The 14,408-nt window shown below is 73.1% G+C and carries 12 protein-coding genes; 10 read left to right on the top strand and 2 right to left on the bottom strand.

What is annotated here, in order from left to right:
• Nucleotides 1-15: 15 nt before the first annotated feature.
• Genes AA0005_RS02485 through AA0005_RS02495 form a run of 3 tightly spaced genes read left to right on the top strand, consistent with a single transcriptional unit; the run spans nt 16 to nt 3,712 of the window.
• A complete protein-coding gene (locus AA0005_RS02485) occupies nt 16-648 on the top strand; it encodes a nucleoside/nucleotide kinase family protein (protein ID WP_413451849.1) in 633 nt (210 codons plus the stop codon).
• Between the two features lie 43 nt (nt 649-691).
• The gene (locus AA0005_RS02490; protein WP_413451850.1) at nt 692-1,780 is read left to right on the top strand and encodes a pyridoxal-phosphate-dependent aminotransferase family protein; all 1,089 of its coding nucleotides are present in this window, start codon (nt 692-694) and stop codon (nt 1,778-1,780) included.
• Nucleotides 1,781-1,837: 57 nt separating this feature from the next.
• The gene (locus tag AA0005_RS02495; RefSeq protein WP_413451851.1) at nt 1,838-3,712 is read left to right on the top strand and encodes a glycoside hydrolase family 15 protein; all 1,875 of its coding nucleotides are present in this window, start codon (nt 1,838-1,840) and stop codon (nt 3,710-3,712) included.
• Here the strand turns inward: AA0005_RS02495 and AA0005_RS02500 are convergent.
• Nucleotides 3,709-5,820, bottom strand: a complete 2,112-nt coding sequence (locus AA0005_RS02500; RefSeq protein ID WP_413451852.1) for a DUF222 domain-containing protein — start codon at nt 5,818-5,820, stop codon at nt 3,709-3,711. The two genes, AA0005_RS02495 and AA0005_RS02500, sit on opposite strands and share 4 nt — an antisense overlap.
• Before the next feature lie 132 nt (nt 5,821-5,952).
• Between AA0005_RS02500 and AA0005_RS02505 the strand changes: the two genes are divergently transcribed.
• From AA0005_RS02505 to AA0005_RS02520, 4 genes are all read left to right on the top strand, one after another.
• On the top strand, nt 5,953-6,525 hold the full coding sequence (locus AA0005_RS02505; protein ID WP_413451853.1) for a GIY-YIG nuclease family protein: 573 nt from the start codon (nt 5,953-5,955) through the stop codon (nt 6,523-6,525).
• A 77-nt stretch (nt 6,526-6,602) separates the two neighbouring features.
• The gene (locus tag AA0005_RS02510; RefSeq protein WP_413451854.1) at nt 6,603-7,523 is read left to right on the top strand and encodes an SDR family oxidoreductase; all 921 of its coding nucleotides are present in this window, start codon (nt 6,603-6,605) and stop codon (nt 7,521-7,523) included.
• Complete coding sequence (locus AA0005_RS02515; protein WP_413451855.1) at nt 7,523-9,853, top strand: glycoside hydrolase family 65 protein; 2,331 nt, start codon at nt 7,523-7,525, stop codon at nt 9,851-9,853. The genes AA0005_RS02510 and AA0005_RS02515 overlap by 1 nt, the downstream gene beginning before the upstream one ends.
• A gap of 24 nt (nt 9,854-9,877) precedes the next feature.
• Entirely contained in the window at nt 9,878-11,080 is a 1,203-nt protein-coding gene (locus AA0005_RS02520) for an MFS transporter (protein WP_413451856.1), read from the top strand.
• A gap of 9 nt (nt 11,081-11,089) precedes the next feature.
• Here the strand turns inward: AA0005_RS02520 and AA0005_RS02525 are convergent, their stop codons facing one another.
• Entirely contained in the window at nt 11,090-11,818 is a 729-nt protein-coding gene (locus tag AA0005_RS02525) for a GAF and ANTAR domain-containing protein (protein WP_413451857.1), read from the bottom strand.
• A 277-nt stretch (nt 11,819-12,095) separates the two neighbouring features.
• Here AA0005_RS02525 and AA0005_RS02530 point away from each other — a divergent pair, with 277 nt between their 5' ends.
• The 3 genes from AA0005_RS02530 to AA0005_RS02540 all read left to right on the top strand — a co-directional run bounded on the left by AA0005_RS02530 (nt 12,096) and on the right by AA0005_RS02540 (nt 14,391).
• The gene (locus AA0005_RS02530; protein ID WP_413451858.1) at nt 12,096-12,452 is read left to right on the top strand and encodes an STAS domain-containing protein; all 357 of its coding nucleotides are present in this window, start codon (nt 12,096-12,098) and stop codon (nt 12,450-12,452) included.
• 99 nt (nt 12,453-12,551) lie between these two features.
• Complete coding sequence (locus AA0005_RS02535; RefSeq protein WP_413451859.1) at nt 12,552-13,019, top strand: hypothetical protein; 468 nt, start codon at nt 12,552-12,554, stop codon at nt 13,017-13,019.
• Nucleotides 13,020-13,062: 43 nt separating this feature from the next.
• The gene (locus AA0005_RS02540) at nt 13,063-14,391 is read left to right on the top strand and encodes a DUF2254 domain-containing protein (protein WP_413451860.1); all 1,329 of its coding nucleotides are present in this window, start codon (nt 13,063-13,065) and stop codon (nt 14,389-14,391) included.
• Nucleotides 14,392-14,408 lie beyond the last annotated feature (17 nt).

Genomic DNA, 14,408 nt, shown 5'->3' on the forward strand with positions numbered 1-14,408 from the left:
TAAGGTGAGGTCGTCATGAGCCAGGACCACGGCACCCTCCCGTCGCTCGACGTGCTCGTCGAGCGGGCGCGGGCACTCACCCGCGGCCCACGGCGGATCCTCGGCATCGCGGGGCCACCGGGCGCCGGCAAGTCCACCCTCACCGGCGTCGTCGTCGCCGCCCTCGCCCCGGACGCCGTGCTCGTCCCGATGGACGGCTTCCACCTGGCCGACGCCGAGCTCGAGCGGCTGGGCCGCCGTGACCGCAAGGGCGCCCCAGACACCTTCGACGCCGCCGGCTACGTCGCCCTGCTGCGGCGGCTGCGGGAGGTGCCCGAGGAGACCGTCTACGCCCCGCTCTTCGACCGCCACCTCGAGGCGGCCGTCGCCGGTGCGGTGCCCGTGCACCCGCGGACGCCGCTCGTCGTCACGGAGGGCAACTACCTCCTGCTCGACGAGGAGCCGTGGCTGCGGGTGCGGGAGCTGCTCGACGAGGTCTGGTTCGTCGACGTCGACGACGAGCTGCGCGTGGAGCGCCTCGTCCGCCGCCACGTCGAGCACGGGCGGACGCCGGCGCAGGCCCGGGAGTGGGTGCTGCGCTCGGACGAGGCCAACGCGCGGCTGGTGGCGCGGACGCGGGACCGCGCCGATCTCGTCGTCCGGCTCTGACCGGCTGCTTGTGCCCGCTGCGGGCGCGGGCTAGACAGGAGGCATGACCCTCGTCACGCGCCGCCTCCTCGGTCCCGGCCCCACCAACCTCTACCCCGAGGCGACGGCGGGGCTCGCGGCCCCGCTGCTCGGACACCTCGACCCCGAGTTCATCCGCCTCATGGACGAGACCTGCGCGATGCTGCGGGAGGTCTGGCAGACCGGCAACGCCCGCACGCTGCCGCTGTCGGCCACCGGCTCGGCCGGGATGGAGGCCGCCTTCGTCAACACGGTGGGCGAGGGCGACGTCGTCGTCGTCGCCGTCAACGGCCTCTTCGGTGAGCGGATGTGCGAGGTGGCGCGGCGCTGCGGCGCCGAGGTGGTCCGCGTGGAGCACGAGTGGGGGCAGCCGGTGGACGCCGAGCGGGTCGCCGCCGCGCACCCGTCTCCGAAGGTGATCGCGATGGTCCACGCGGAGACGTCCACGGGCGTGCGCTCCGACGTCGCCGCGCTGGGCCGGCTCAAGGGGGAGGCGCTCCTCCTCGTCGACGCCGTCACCTCCATCGGCGGGATCGAGCTGCGTGCCGACGAGTGGGGCGTCGACATCGGCTATGCCGGTACGCAGAAGTGCCTGGGCGTGCCGCCGGGCCTGGCGCCCTTCACGATCAGCGACCGGGCCTTCGCGCGGCGGGTCGAGACGCCGCGGTCCTGGTACCTCGACCTCGGCCTGCTCGGCGGGTACGTCGGCGGCACGACCGGCGGGTCGCGCACCTACCACCACACCGCGCCGACGGCGATGGTCGCGAGCCTGCACGGCGGGCTGCGGCGGATCCTCGACGAGGGGCTCGAGGCGGTGTGGGCCCGGCACGAGCGCGCGGGGCGGCGCCTGCAGGACGGGCTGCAGGAGATGGGCCTGGAGCTCTTCGCCGCCGAAGGGCACCGGTTGCCCGAGCTCACCTCCGTCGTCGTCCCCGACGGTGTGGACGCCGCCGCGGTGCGCGGTGAGCTGCTCGAGCGGTACGGGATCGAGATCGGCGCGGGTGTGGGCAGGTACGCGGACACCGTGTGGCGCATCGGGCTCATGGGCCCCAACGCCGACGACGACGCCGTCGCCCTCGTCCTCGCCGCCCTGCGGGACGTGCTGCGCCGCTGACCGCACGCCGTGCGGAGCGGATGCGAGCGGCGGCGATCTCGGTTCGAATGGGACGGGATGAGCACCCCACTTGAGCAGTACGCCCTCCTCTCCGACCTCCGCACCGGCCCGCTCGTGTCGCGCGACGGGAGCATCGACTGGCTGTGCCTGCCGCGTTTCGACTCCCCGGCCGTGTTCTGCGCGCTCCTGGGCGACGAGGACGACGGCCGGTGGCTGCTGCGCGCCGTCGACGGCGAGGTCGTCGAGCGGCGCTACCTCCCGCAGACCTTCGTCCTCGAGACGACGTGGCGCACCCCCACCGGGCGCGTCCGCGTGACCGACTTCCTCCCGCCGAGCACCGTTCAGGGCGACCTCGTGCGGCGGGTGGAGTGCCTCGAGGGCGAGGTGGAGGTCGAGCACGACCTGCGGCTGCGCTTCGACTACGCACGCTCGACCCCGTGGACGCGGCGGATCGAGCGGGAGGACGGTGAGGCGGCACTGCTCTCGCTCGCGGGCCCGGACGGCATCCTCATCACCGGTCCGCTGCTCCACTGGCCCGACGGCGCCGAGGAGCAGGACGAGGCCGGCTCCGCGCAGCCCGGCGCCCACGGGGACGGCGAGCAGGAGGGCAGGCGCGCGCCTCGTCTCGTGGGCACCTTCGCGCCGCGCGAGGGGGAGTCGCTCGACTGGGACCTCACCTGGTTCCCCTCCTACGAGGACCCGCCGGAGCCGCCGGACGCCGACCAGGCGCTCGCCGAGGCCGTGGAGTTCTGGACCGACTGGGCCTCCCAGCTCGAGGTGCACACGGACCATACGCAGATCGTCATCCGCTCCCTCCTCGTGCTCCGCGCCCTCACCCACCTCGACACCGGTGGCATCGTCGCCGCACCCACGGCGTCGCTGCCGGAGGACTTCGGCGGGGTGCGGAACTGGGACTACCGGTACACCTGGCTGCGCGACGCGGCCTTCACCATCGAGGTGGCGATCGCGCACGGGCTCACCAAGGGCGCCTCGCTGTGGCGCGACTGGCTGCTGCGCGCCGTCGCCGGCGACGCCGACGACATCAAGATCATGTACGGGCTGGCGGGTGAGCGGGAGCTCACCGAGCTCGAGCTCGACCACCTCGCCGGCTACGAGGACTCCCGCCCGGTGCGGATCGGGAACGGTGCGGCCGACCAGTACCAGGCCGACGTCGTCGGGGAGGTGATGATCGCCCTCCACGAGCTCCGCGAGGCGGGGGTTGCCGAGGACACCTACACCTGGGGGTTGCAGAAGAGTCTGCTGCGGTACTGCGAGAACAACATCGACCGCAAGGACCACGGGATCTGGGAGATGCGCGGGGACGCGCACTACTTCACCCACGGCCGCGTGATGATGTGGGCCGCCTTCGACCGCGGCGTGCGGGCCGTCGAGGAGCACGGGTACGACGGCCCGGTCGAGCGGTGGCGAGAGCTGCGGGACCGGCTGGCCGAGGAGATCGAGGAGGACGGCTTCGACGCCGACCTCGGGTCCTACACCCAGACGTACGACGGCCGGGAGGTCGACGCCTCCCTCCTCCAGCTGCCCCACACCGGGTACCTCGCCTACGACGACCCCCGGATGCTGGGGACGGTCGCCCGGATCGAGGAGGACCTCCTCGACGCCGAGCACGGGCTGGTCCACCGCTACCGCACCGAGGCCGGCATGGACGGGCTCGAGGGGGAGGAGTACCCCTTCCTCCTGTGCGCGTTCTGGCTGGTGGAGCAGTATGCCCACAGTGGCCGGGTGGAGGACGCCGAGCGGATGATGTCGCAGCTCGTCGGGTACTCCAGCGACCTGGGTCTGCTGTCGGAGGAGTACGACCCCGAGAGCGGGCGGCTGGCCGGGAACTTCCCGCAGGCCTTCAGCCACCTCGGCCTCATCCGTGCGGCCGACGCGATCAAGGCGGCCCGCGACGCCGAGCGGCAGGCTTAGAAGGTCGGGGAGCCCGCGAAGTTCTGCCGATCGCGACGAATGCGGGTCACCCGCCCACCGTGGTGGCGGCGGTAGACGTGGCCGCTGGGGGTCACCCACTCGTAGACGCCGTTCGCGAGGCGGCGGAGCTGGAACTCACCGCTGGTCTTGAGGATGTGGTCGTGGGTGCAGAGGTCCTCGAGGTCCAGCATGGAGGTGGTCCCACCTGCGTTCCACGGGACGATGTGGTCCAGCTGGCAGTTGCGCGCCGGATGCGGGCAGCCGGGGCGGACGCAGGTCCCGTCCCGCAGTCGGATGAGCTCCGCCAGCTCCGCGGGCGGCCGGTAGCGGGTGCGTCCGTGGTCGAGGACGGTGCCGCTGAGCGGGTCGGTGACGATGCGCCGCCACGTGCCGCCGAGCGCCATGGCCCGGGCGACGGCGGGGGAGATGGGCCCGTAACCCTCGAGGGTGGCGACCTCGGCGGATTCCCTGTCGAGGAGGGCGAGCATGGCGTCCTCGTCCGGCAGCGGGGCGAGCTCGGCGCCGGTGCCGTCGGCCGGCTTCGACGCCGGCAGGCCGAGCTGGCGGGCGATGTCCGGTGGGAGCAGGACCGAGAGCGGCACGTGGACCCGGATCTGCGCGCGCTGGCCACCGATCTGACCTACCGGCATGTGCCAGCGGCGGGGGACGGTGCCCGGACCGTCGGGAGGTGGATCGCCGTCGGGAGGCGGATCGCCGTCGGGAGGCGGGGGCGGGTCTGGCGGCGCCTCGGGTGCGTCCGACCCGGCTGTGGGCGCAGCTGTCCCCTCTGACCGCTGAGTGGGTGGGTCGGGATCGGCTTCCGGGACGGGGCGACCCACTCCTGCAGGTGCGGGATGACCGTCGCCCTGGCTGGAGTCCGGCCCGGGTGGCGGGGGTGAGGTTCCGGCGGCAGATCCACCCCGCTCGTCAGCCTCGTCCTGCGGCTCGAGTGTCGTGTCGTCCGCAGTGTCGGCCGGCGGCACGTGCACCGCGTCAGGCTGGGGCACCTGGGGCGCTTGCGGCTCCTGCGCCGCTCCGCCGTCGCCATCGTGCGCCGCTCCGTCGTCGGGCTCGTCGCTTGCTGGATCGTCGGGACGTGACTCGCCGGCCCCCACGACGGTTCCCGGCGGTAGCCCGACGTACCCGAGCTCGAGAGCGGTGTGGCCCATGAGGGCGAAGATGTCTGCCCGGAGCTGGTCGAGCGTGCGGTCGTCCCCGCCGGCCTGCGCGGAACGGGCTGCCGCCTCGAGCGCCAGGTCGATGGCCGCGGCATCGGTGGCGGGCAGGACCGCGCGGATGGAGGCCATGCCGTCGGGCAGCTGGCGCGGGTGCTCGACCCGCCGGCGGGCGCGGGCGCGGGCGTGGAAGAGGTCTGCGTCGTCGTGGCTGAGGGCGATGATCGCCTTCTTGACGGCCTCAACGAGCTGGCTGTGGGTCTGGGCCCCTGCGTCGTCGATGACGGCGTCCTGAACGAGGACGGCGATCTCGACCGGGTAGTCCTCGAGCATCGAGACGATCGTCGTGGCCTTGCGGGCGTCGATGTGCCCGATCGCCAGCGCTTGACCGGTGAGCGAGAAGACGGTCTCGAAGGCGCGGGCGTTGCTCACGATGCGCTGGGCGGCGTAGCGCGTCAGACCGAGGCGGGGAGCGAGCTCGTCGGCGGCCATGTTCCCGCACCTGACGTGCGAGGGCAGGGCGCCGCTGCCGCGCATGAGCGGGCGCCGGGACAGCTCGCCGGCCACCCGCGTGAGCTTGGCGGTGGCCCACGCGGCGATGCGCTGGTAGCCGGCCGCCATCTCCACGAGGTAGTACTCGTCCACCTCGCGGGGGTCGATGTCCTCGAGCTCGGCCAGGAGCTGGCCGTCCGGCGCCATGGTCGCGAGGGCATCGGCCGGCACGGGTTCGTGCGACTCGAAGCTCAGCCCCTCGGTGGGGATCATCGACGGCGGCGGCTTGTCCCCGCCGTACAGGTAGACGTCGGCGGCGTCCTCCTCGCGCTCCTCCCACAGCTCCACGAGCCGGTCCGCACGCTGGTCGCCGATGGGTTCGTAGGTGTACGGGTCCTCGAGCCAGGCCGCGTGCGGGTCGTGGTCGTCGATGTCGCTCACCGACCCCACCTCCTTCGCGGGTTCCGACTGCTCTGCCGTCCTGCTCCCAGGCTAGAACCGACCACTGACATTCGAGCTCGGCCCTCGGCAGCGGTGCGTGCACCCGCCAGGTGGGTGGGACCATGTGACGGCATGGACATCGTCGACGACGCCCGAGCTGCCCTCGCCGGGCCAGGGCACCCCCCGCACTCCCCGGGCATCCGAGTGCCCGCAGGCCCCGGGCTCTACGCCATCCACGCCGACGCAGCCGTGTGGTCGCAGCTCGGACTCGGGGAACCTCCCGACGACCGGCCGATCTACGTCGGCAAGGCCGAACGTTCACTAGCCAACAGAGATCTCGGCACTCACTTCGGCACGGGGCGAACCGGTCAGTCGACGCTCCGCCGTTCCCTCGCAGGCCTTCTCGCGACAGAGCTGGCGCTGCAGGCCGTGCCGCGGAACCTCGACGCTCCTGCCTACTACGCCAGCTTCGCGATCGAGCCAGCCGGCGACCAGCGGTTGACCGACTGGATGCTCACCAACCTCCGCCTTGCGACCTGGTCGTGCCCGGCTAGCACTGTCCTCGCACCGGTCGAGACGGCCGTGCTCCGGCTCCTCGTCCCGCCGCTCAACCTCAGCAAGGTGTCCACGCCGTGGCGGCGCCAAGTCTCGACGGCCCGTCAAGCCCTCGCGCGCCAGGCGCGTGACTGGCGGCCGACGCCGTAACCCCCACCGGATGCGCCCTCGCCACCCCCTCCGCAGACTGGGACGGGCCCCGACACCACGAGCGATAGGAGACACCCATGGCCTCCGAGGACGCCGACACCACCCGCACCGACCAGCTGACATTCCAGAACCCCGTCACCCGCTACCCGGAGATCACCCCGCCGGAGCAGGCGCAGGAGGAGCCGGGCCTGCAGGCGGACATGACCCCGCAGCCGGACATCGGCGAGCACTCCTACCGCGGCACCGGCCGCCTCGTGGGCCGCCGGGCCCTCATCACGGGCGGCGACTCGGGCATCGGCGCGGCCGTGGCGGTCGCCTTCGCCCGCGAGGGCGCCGACGTCGCGATCAACTACCTCCCCGACGAGGAGGAGGACGCGCAGAAGGTCGGTCGGATCATCACCGAGAGCGGCCGCAAGGCGGTCCTCATCCCCGGCGACCTCACCGACCCCACCGTGTGCAGCGACATCGTCGAGCGCACCGTCGCCGAGCTCGGCGGCCTCGACATCCTCGTCAACAACGCGGCCAAGCAGATCGCCAACGAGAGCCTCGAGGACACTCCGGACGAGCAGGTCGTCGAGACCTTCGAGGCCAACATCCTCGCGATGTTCCGCGTGACGAAGGCGGCGCTGCGCCACCTGGAGGCCGGCTCGACGATCATCAACACGACGTCGGTCGTCGCCTACCAGCCCCCGCCGCCGCTGCTGGACTACGCCTCGACGAAGGCGGCGATCAACGCCTTCTCCAAGGGCCTGGCCCAGGAGCTCGCCCCCAAGGGGATCCGGGTCAACGCCGTCGCGCCCGGGCCGATCTGGACGCCGCTGCAGCCCTCCTACGGGCAGCCGATCGAGGACCTGCCCGAGTTCGGCAAGAGCACCCCGCTCGGCCGCGCCGGCCAGCCGACCGAGCTCGCGCCCGCGTACGTCTTCCTCGCCTCGCCCGAGTCGAGCTACGTCATCGGGGAGACGCTCGCCGTCACCGGTGGCATGCCCACCCCCTGATGGCCGCACCGCACCTCGAGGTCCATCCGTGGGAGGTCCGTGAGCCCCGTGTGGACCCGGACCGGTTCGGCGCCGCCGAGGCGCTGTTCAGCCTGTCCAACGGGTACCTCGGGGTGCGGGGCACGCCGGACGAGGCCGACCCCTGCGTCGAGCGCGCCACCTTCCTCTCCGGGGTCCACGAGACCCACCCGCTCGCCTACCCGGAGGGCGGGTACGGGCACCCGGAGGAGGGGCAGGCGATCGTCGCCGTCCCCGACGGCACGCCGCTACGGCTCACCGTCGACGGCGCAGCCCTGGACGTCCGGGAGATCGAGCCCGAGGTCCACGAGCGCCGTCTCGACCTGCGCGCCGGCACCCTGGACCGGCGGCTGCGGTGGCGCTCGCCGTCGGGCACGCTGCTCGAGCTGCGCACGCGCCGGCTCGTCTCCCTCGCCGAGCGCTCCGTCGTCGCCATCCGCTACGAGCTGGAGGCGCTCGACGGGCCGGCCCACGTCGTCGTGCGCTCCGAGCTCACCCTCGGGACCTGCCCGCCCGAGATCCACAGCGACGACCCGCGCGTCTCCGCGGCCCTCGAGGAGCCTTTCGAGGTGCTCGAGACCCGCTCGGTCACCAGTGGCGGCCACCTCGCTCTGCGCACGCGGCGCACCGGGATCGGGGTCGCCGCCGCCGTCGAGCACGCCGTCGACGGCGCGGACACCGTCGAGTCCGAGGGCGGCGAGGACCGCGTGGTCACCACGGTCACGGCCGAGCTGGCCGCGGGTGAGAGCCTGCGGCTCACCAAGACGCTCGGGTACACGTGGTCCCACGACCTGCCCGCCGACTCCCTCGCCCAGCGGGCGGTCGCCGCCGTGCACGCCGGTGAGGAGCTCGGCTGGGACGGCCTGCTCGCCGAGCAGCGCCGCCTCCTCGACCAGTTCTGGGCGCGCGCCGACGTCGAGGTCGACGGCGACCCCGAGCTGCAGCAGGCGCTGCGCTACAACCTCTTCCAGCTGTGCTGCGCCGCGGCCCGCATCTCCCGCGCGCCCATCGGCGCGAAGGGCCTCACCGGCGCCGGCTACAACGGCCACACCTTCTGGGACGTCGAGGGCTTCGTCGTCCCCGTCCTCAGCTTCCTCCTGCCCGACGCCGCCGCCGAGCTGCTCCGCTGGCGCGCCTCCACCCTCGACGCCGCCCGCGAGCGGGCCGAGGTGCTCGACTGGCAGGGCGTGAGCTTCGCCTGGCGCACCATCGACGGCCACGAGACCTCCGCGTACTGGCCGGCGAGCACCGCCGCCGTCCACGTCAACGCCGCCGTCTCCCGCGCCTTCTGGATCCACGCCAACGTCACCGGCGGGTCGCTGGACGAGCTGGGCGGCCGCGAGGTGCTCGTCGAGACGGCGCGCCTGTGGATGTCGATCGGGCACGAGGACGCCGACGGCGGCTGGCACCTCCTCGGGGTGACCGGACCGGACGAGTACACCGGCGTCGTCGACGACAACGTCTTCACCAACCTCATGGCCCGGCGCAACCTCATCCGGGCCGCCGAGGCCTGCGAGTCGCGGCCCGAGCGGGCGCGGGAGCTCGGCGTCACCGAGGAGGAGGTGCAGGCCTGGCGGGCCGCCGCCGACGCCGTCCACGTCCCCTGGGACGAGCACCGTGGCGTCCACGAGGCCAACGCGGGCTTCACCACCTACCGGGAATGGCGCTTCGCCGACAAGCGCGACTCCTACCCGGTGGAGAAGCACCACCACTACGCGAAGTTCTACCGCCGCCAGGTCGTCAAGCAGGCCGACCTCGAGCTGGCCCTGTGGTGGTGCCGCGAGGACTTCACCGACGAGGAGGCCGCCGCGGACCTCGAGTACTACGAGGCGCGCACCGTCCGTGACTCCTCGCTGTCCGCGTCCGCCCAGGCCGTCGCCTGCGCGGTGGCCCAGCACCCCGACCTCGCCCTGCGGTACCTGCGCGAGGCGGCCCTTGTCGACCTCCGTGACATCCAGGACGACACCGCCGAGGGCCTCCACATGGCCTCGATGGGCGGGTCGTGGCTCGCGCTCACCGCGGGGCTCGGCGGTGTGCGGGAGATCGGCGAGGAGCTCGAGCTGTCCCCGATGCTGCCGAAGGCCCTCACCCGGACGTGCTTCCACCTCACCTGGCGCGAGTCGCTGCTGCGGGTGGAGACGACGGCGGCGGGCACCACCCTCACGTGCCTGGACGGACCGGCGCCGGTCGCCGTCGTCGTCGACGGGGTGCGCCACGAGGTGGGGGGCGAGCCGGTGACCGTCCCCCTGCGCCGGCCCACGCCGCTGCGCGCCGAGCCCACCCAGCCCGAGGGGCGCGAACCGCGCGTCTGACCGCGGGGAGATACTGGCGGGGACATGTCCCCACAGACCTCACCTCGCTCCGCCCTGCCCCGGGAGATCTGGGTGCTCGCGGGCGCCGCGCTCCTCATCGCCCTGGGCTACGGCCTCGTCGCCCCCGTCCTCCCGCAGTACGCCCGGTCCTTCGACGTCTCGGTCGCGGCCGCCTCGTTCGTCGTCAGCGCCTTCTCGCTGAGCCGGCTGCTCTTCGCGCCGGCGGGCGGGGCGCTCATCGCCCGGCTCGGGGAGCGGCGCATCTACATGGCGGGGCTGCTCATCGTCGCGCTCTCGAGCGTCGCCACCGCCCTGGCCCAGGACTACGTCCAGCTGCTCGTCTTCCGCGGGCTCGGCGGCATCGGTTCGACGATGTTCACCGTCTCGGCCATGGGCCTCATCGTGCGACTCGCCCCGCCGACGGCGCGCGGCCGGGCGTCCTCGCTCTACGCGACGTCCTTCCTCCTCGGCAACATCGGTGGGCCGGTGGTCGGCGGGCTCCTCGCCGAGCTGGGCCTGCGGGTGCCCTTCATCGTCTACGCCGTCGCACTCGTCCTCGCCGCCGGGGTGGTGTGGCGGCTGCTGCCGGAGACCGGCGGGCGGGGCGCCGCGCGGGCCGGGGACACACCCGCACAGCCGCCGATGCTCGTCGGGGAGGCCCTGCGCGACAGCGCCTTCCGCGCAGCGCTCGTCTCCGGCTTCGCCAACGGCTGGTCGAACTTCGGTGTGCGCGTAGCGCTGCTCCCGCTGTTCGCCGCGGCGGCGCTCGACTCCGGCCCCTGGGCTGCCGGTGCCGCGCTCGCCGTCTTCGCCGTCGGCAACGCGCTCGCCCTCCACGTGGCCGGCCGGCAGGCCGACGCCCGGGGACGGCGCCCGCTCGTCATCGCGGGTCTGGCCGTCAACGGCGTCTTCACCGCTGTCCTCGGCTTCTCCGGGAACATCGGGGTCGTGCTGGCCGTCTCGGCGCTCGCGGGCGTCGGCGCCGGCCTGCTCAACCCGGCCCAGCAGGCGACGGTGGCCGACGTCGTCGGCAACGAGCGCAGCGGCGGGAAGGTGCTCGCGGGCTTCCAGATGGCCCAGGACGCCGGCGCGATCATCGGCCCGGTGCTGGCCGGCGCGCTCGCCGACCGCTTCGGCTACGACGTCGCCTTCGCGGTGTCCGGGGCCATCACCCTGCTCGCCGGGCTCGCCTGGCTCGGTGCCCGCGAGACGCTCGAGCGGCGGTAGCCGCTCGGCTCAGTCCGTCGAGGGAGCCCCGCCGCTCACGGCGGTGACGATCTCCTGCGCGACCGTGCGGAGCTTGACGTTGCGGTGCTGGGAGGCGGTCCGCAGGATCCCGAAGGCCTCGTCGGCACCGCAGCGGTTCTGGCCCATGATGACGCCGATGGCCTGGTCGATGACGGCCCGGGACGTCAGGGCCGCCTGGAGCTGGGCGCTGAGCTCGGCGTGCTGGGCGAGGCGAACGGCCATGGTCAGGGCGCGGGACGCCTCGTCGGCGAAGCGGCGGGCGTCCTCACGCTCGGCCCTCCCGAAGGCGTGTGTCTCCCTCGAGTACAGGTTGATCGCGCCGACCGCGTCCGCTCCGCCGCTCAACGGCAGTGACATGGCGGACCGGACGCCGAGCGCGAGCGCGTGGGGGCGGTAGTCGCCGAACCGCTCCTCCTGCGCGAGGTCGTCGACGACGACGACCTCACCGGTGCGGATCGACGTGAGGCACGGTCCCTGGCCGTGGCCGTACTGGACCTCGTCGTAGCGGGACGCCTCCGCGTCGCTGCTGGCGACCGTCATCGGGTGTCCGTCCCTGGCGAAGGTGATCCCCGCGTGGACGTCGGAGCCCAGGGTGGCCACGGCGACGTCGACGATCTGCTTGAGGAACTTCTCCACGTCCTCCGTGGCGAGCAGGATGTCGTGCAGGGCGCCAGCGAGGTTCTGGCCGTCGCTCTCGCGAACCGATCTGTCGGTCATGGCAGTCACTGGGCAATCTCGGGAGACAGAGTCCCGGACTCACGTACAGCGAAGGCGGCGTGCCGCGGTGTGGCGCGCTCGGAAAGGCTCCGACCACCCCATCGTCGCACACCCGAGGTCCGCGCACCGGGTGGTCGCTGGAGCCCTCTGCTGGACGGGGCCGCAACCACGCCCTAAGGTGGGCAGTGGTTAGGACCATAGCCGCAGCGCAGCGCTGCCATGGGTACGGCCGACCGACCTCCCGTGGGCTCACGAACGACGCCCGGAGGTCCTCACCATGGCACCCGACCCCTTCCCGCGCCGCGACGGACCCCGTCTCGACATCCGCCCCATGAGCGGCCCCGCGGACGCTGCGGTGCGACTCGCCGTCGTCGGCGAGATCGACCTCTCGACGGTCCCGGTCCTCGAGGCGGCCCTCAACCCTCTCCTTGCCGAGGGTGCCGCGCAGGTCGCTCTGGACCTCAGCGGGGTGACCTTCTGCGACGCCGCCGGGCTCAACCGGCTGCTGGCCGCGCGCAGAGTGCTGGACGCGTTCGGCAGCGAGCTCGTGCTCCACGGCCCCTGCCCCTCCCTGCAGCTGCTCCTCGACGTCGTCGCGCCCGAGCTCGAGCTGGCGCCACCGCTGACACGTTGAGCCGCGGCGGGCGAGGACCTGCTCCGTGACGTAGCGTGGCGCGGGCACGGCACGGGCGGTGGACACCGCACCGCTGACCGCCTCAGACAAGGGGTGCACATGGCCGACCCCCACGGCCCGCGCCCGACGGCGGTCCCGCCAGTGGACGCGGGTCCTTCCCTGGGCTCCTGGACGCTCACCGACGCCCAGGAGCTCGGCGCCCTGCGGCGGTGCGTCACCGGGATTCTGCACCCGGAGCCGTGCGGTGAGGCAGCGCACCTGCTTCTGCTCGTCCTCACCGAGCTGGCGACCAACGCCCTGAAGTACGGGTCACAGCCGGTCGCCGTGTCGATCCACGCTGCGGACGACGGCTGGCTCCTCGACGCGAGAGACACGAACTGGCGGACCCCGCCGGGGCACCGTGCCCGCGACGACGGGGCCCCTGGCGGCTACGGCCTGCGCATCCTCGACAGCGTCACCACCGCCTGGGGCTGGTACTCGCGCCCCGACGACGGCGTCAAGCACGTGTGGGCGGTCGTGCCCGCAGCAGGTGCGGGAACGGCGGCGACGGGCGAGCCTGGGGGCTGACCTGAGGACGAACGGGAGGCGACACGTGGCGCGACCTCGTGGCATGGCACGCGGACTACGGGTGGCGGCCGTCCGGTACCGCTTCGAGGAGAGCCTCTTCCTCCTTCCCGCACTCGTCATGCTCGGCGGCATCGTCCTCGCCGTCGTCGCCTCGAACGTCGACGACGCGCTCGGCCACGACGCCGATGTGCCGCTCACGCTCGCGATGAGCAGCAACGCGGCCACGTGGCTGCTCGCCACGGTCGCCGGCGCGATGATCACGACGGTCGGCGTCGTCTTCTCGCTCACGGTCGTCAGCCTCCAGCTGGCCAGCGACCAGTTCTCCCCGCGCGTCATGCGGTCCTTCATCCGCGACCGGCTCAGCCAGGTCGTCATCGGCCTGCTCGTCGGCACCTTCTTCTACTGCGTGCTCGTGCTGCCGAACATCAGCGGCGAGGCGACCGCCCCCGCGCCGCGCATCTCCCTCACGATCGCCGTCGTCCTCACGCTCGTCACGGTCGTCGGGATCATCGTCCACCTCGACCACCTGGCGCGGGGGCTGCAGGTCGGCAACGTCGTCCGCAAGATCGGTGACGAGGGCGAGGCCGTCGTCGCCACCCTCGGCGACGTGCCGTCAGGGCTGGAGGAGATCGACCCGCAGGGACTCACCGCCCCGGAGGATGCCGCCGTCGTCCTGTGCCCGAAGAACGGGTGGGTCAGCCAGGTCGAGCCGGGGCTCCTCCTCCGCGCGATCCCGCCGGGCACGACGGTGCGCCTCGAGACCCGGGTGGGCGCCTACATCCACACCGGCGAGCCGCTCCTCACCGCGTGGCCCCCTCCGCCGGAGCGTGCGCGGGAGGCGATGGCCGCGGCGATCGAGGTCGCCGACGGGCGGACGATGCTCCAGGACGTCGACTTCGCCATCCGTCAGCTCGTCGACATCGGTCTGCGTGCGCTCAGTCCGGCCATCAACGATCCGACGACCGCCGTCGAGGTCGTGCTCCGCCTCGGCAGTCTCATGCGCTTCGTCCTCGCCACCCGTGAGGCGCCCGTCGCGGTCCGCGACCGCGAGGGACGGGTGCTCGTGCAGCCGTGGAGCCTGGACCACGAGGAGTACGTCGAGCACGCCTTCGACCAGCTGCGGCAGACCGCCGTCGACCAGCCGCACGTCGTCGGCACGATCCTGCGGGTGCTGCGCATGCTCGTCGCCCACGTGCGGGAGGAGGGGCGCCCCGAGCTGGCGGCGCCGCTCGAGCGGCAGATGCGGCTCCTCCTCGAGTCGGTCGAACGGCAGCCCGGCCTGCACCCCGAGGACCTCGAGCTCCTCGAGGACCTGCGCTCGGACGAGACGGACCCGGCGGACCACAGCCGGTGGCACGATGAGGGGTACTGACCCGCACTGATTCGAGG

The organism is Georgenia phoenicis (assembly GCF_047302425.1).
In the GTDB taxonomy this organism is placed as follows: Bacteria; Actinomycetota; Actinomycetes; order Actinomycetales; family Actinomycetaceae; genus Oceanitalea.

Coding starts and splice junctions, on each gene's coding strand:
- AA0005_RS02535 (WP_413451859.1), top strand. CDS start 12,552: ATGGCCGACCCCCACGGCCCGCGCCCGACGGCGGTCCCGCCAGTGGAC.
- AA0005_RS02495 (WP_413451851.1), top strand. CDS start 1,838: ATGAGCACCCCACTTGAGCAGTACGCCCTCCTCTCCGACCTCCGCACC.
- AA0005_RS02525 (WP_413451857.1), bottom strand. CDS start 11,818: ATGACCGACAGATCGGTTCGCGAGAGCGACGGCCAGAACCTCGCTGGC.
- AA0005_RS02530 (WP_413451858.1), top strand. CDS start 12,096: ATGGCACCCGACCCCTTCCCGCGCCGCGACGGACCCCGTCTCGACATC.
- AA0005_RS02540 (WP_413451860.1), top strand. CDS start 13,063: ATGGCACGCGGACTACGGGTGGCGGCCGTCCGGTACCGCTTCGAGGAG.
- AA0005_RS02510 (WP_413451854.1), top strand. CDS start 6,603: ATGGCCTCCGAGGACGCCGACACCACCCGCACCGACCAGCTGACATTC.
- AA0005_RS02490 (WP_413451850.1), top strand. CDS start 692: ATGACCCTCGTCACGCGCCGCCTCCTCGGTCCCGGCCCCACCAACCTC.
- AA0005_RS02520 (WP_413451856.1), top strand. CDS start 9,878: ATGTCCCCACAGACCTCACCTCGCTCCGCCCTGCCCCGGGAGATCTGG.
- AA0005_RS02505 (WP_413451853.1), top strand. CDS start 5,953: ATGGACATCGTCGACGACGCCCGAGCTGCCCTCGCCGGGCCAGGGCAC.
- AA0005_RS02485 (WP_413451849.1), top strand. CDS start 16: ATGAGCCAGGACCACGGCACCCTCCCGTCGCTCGACGTGCTCGTCGAG.
- AA0005_RS02515 (WP_413451855.1), top strand. CDS start 7,523: ATGGCCGCACCGCACCTCGAGGTCCATCCGTGGGAGGTCCGTGAGCCC.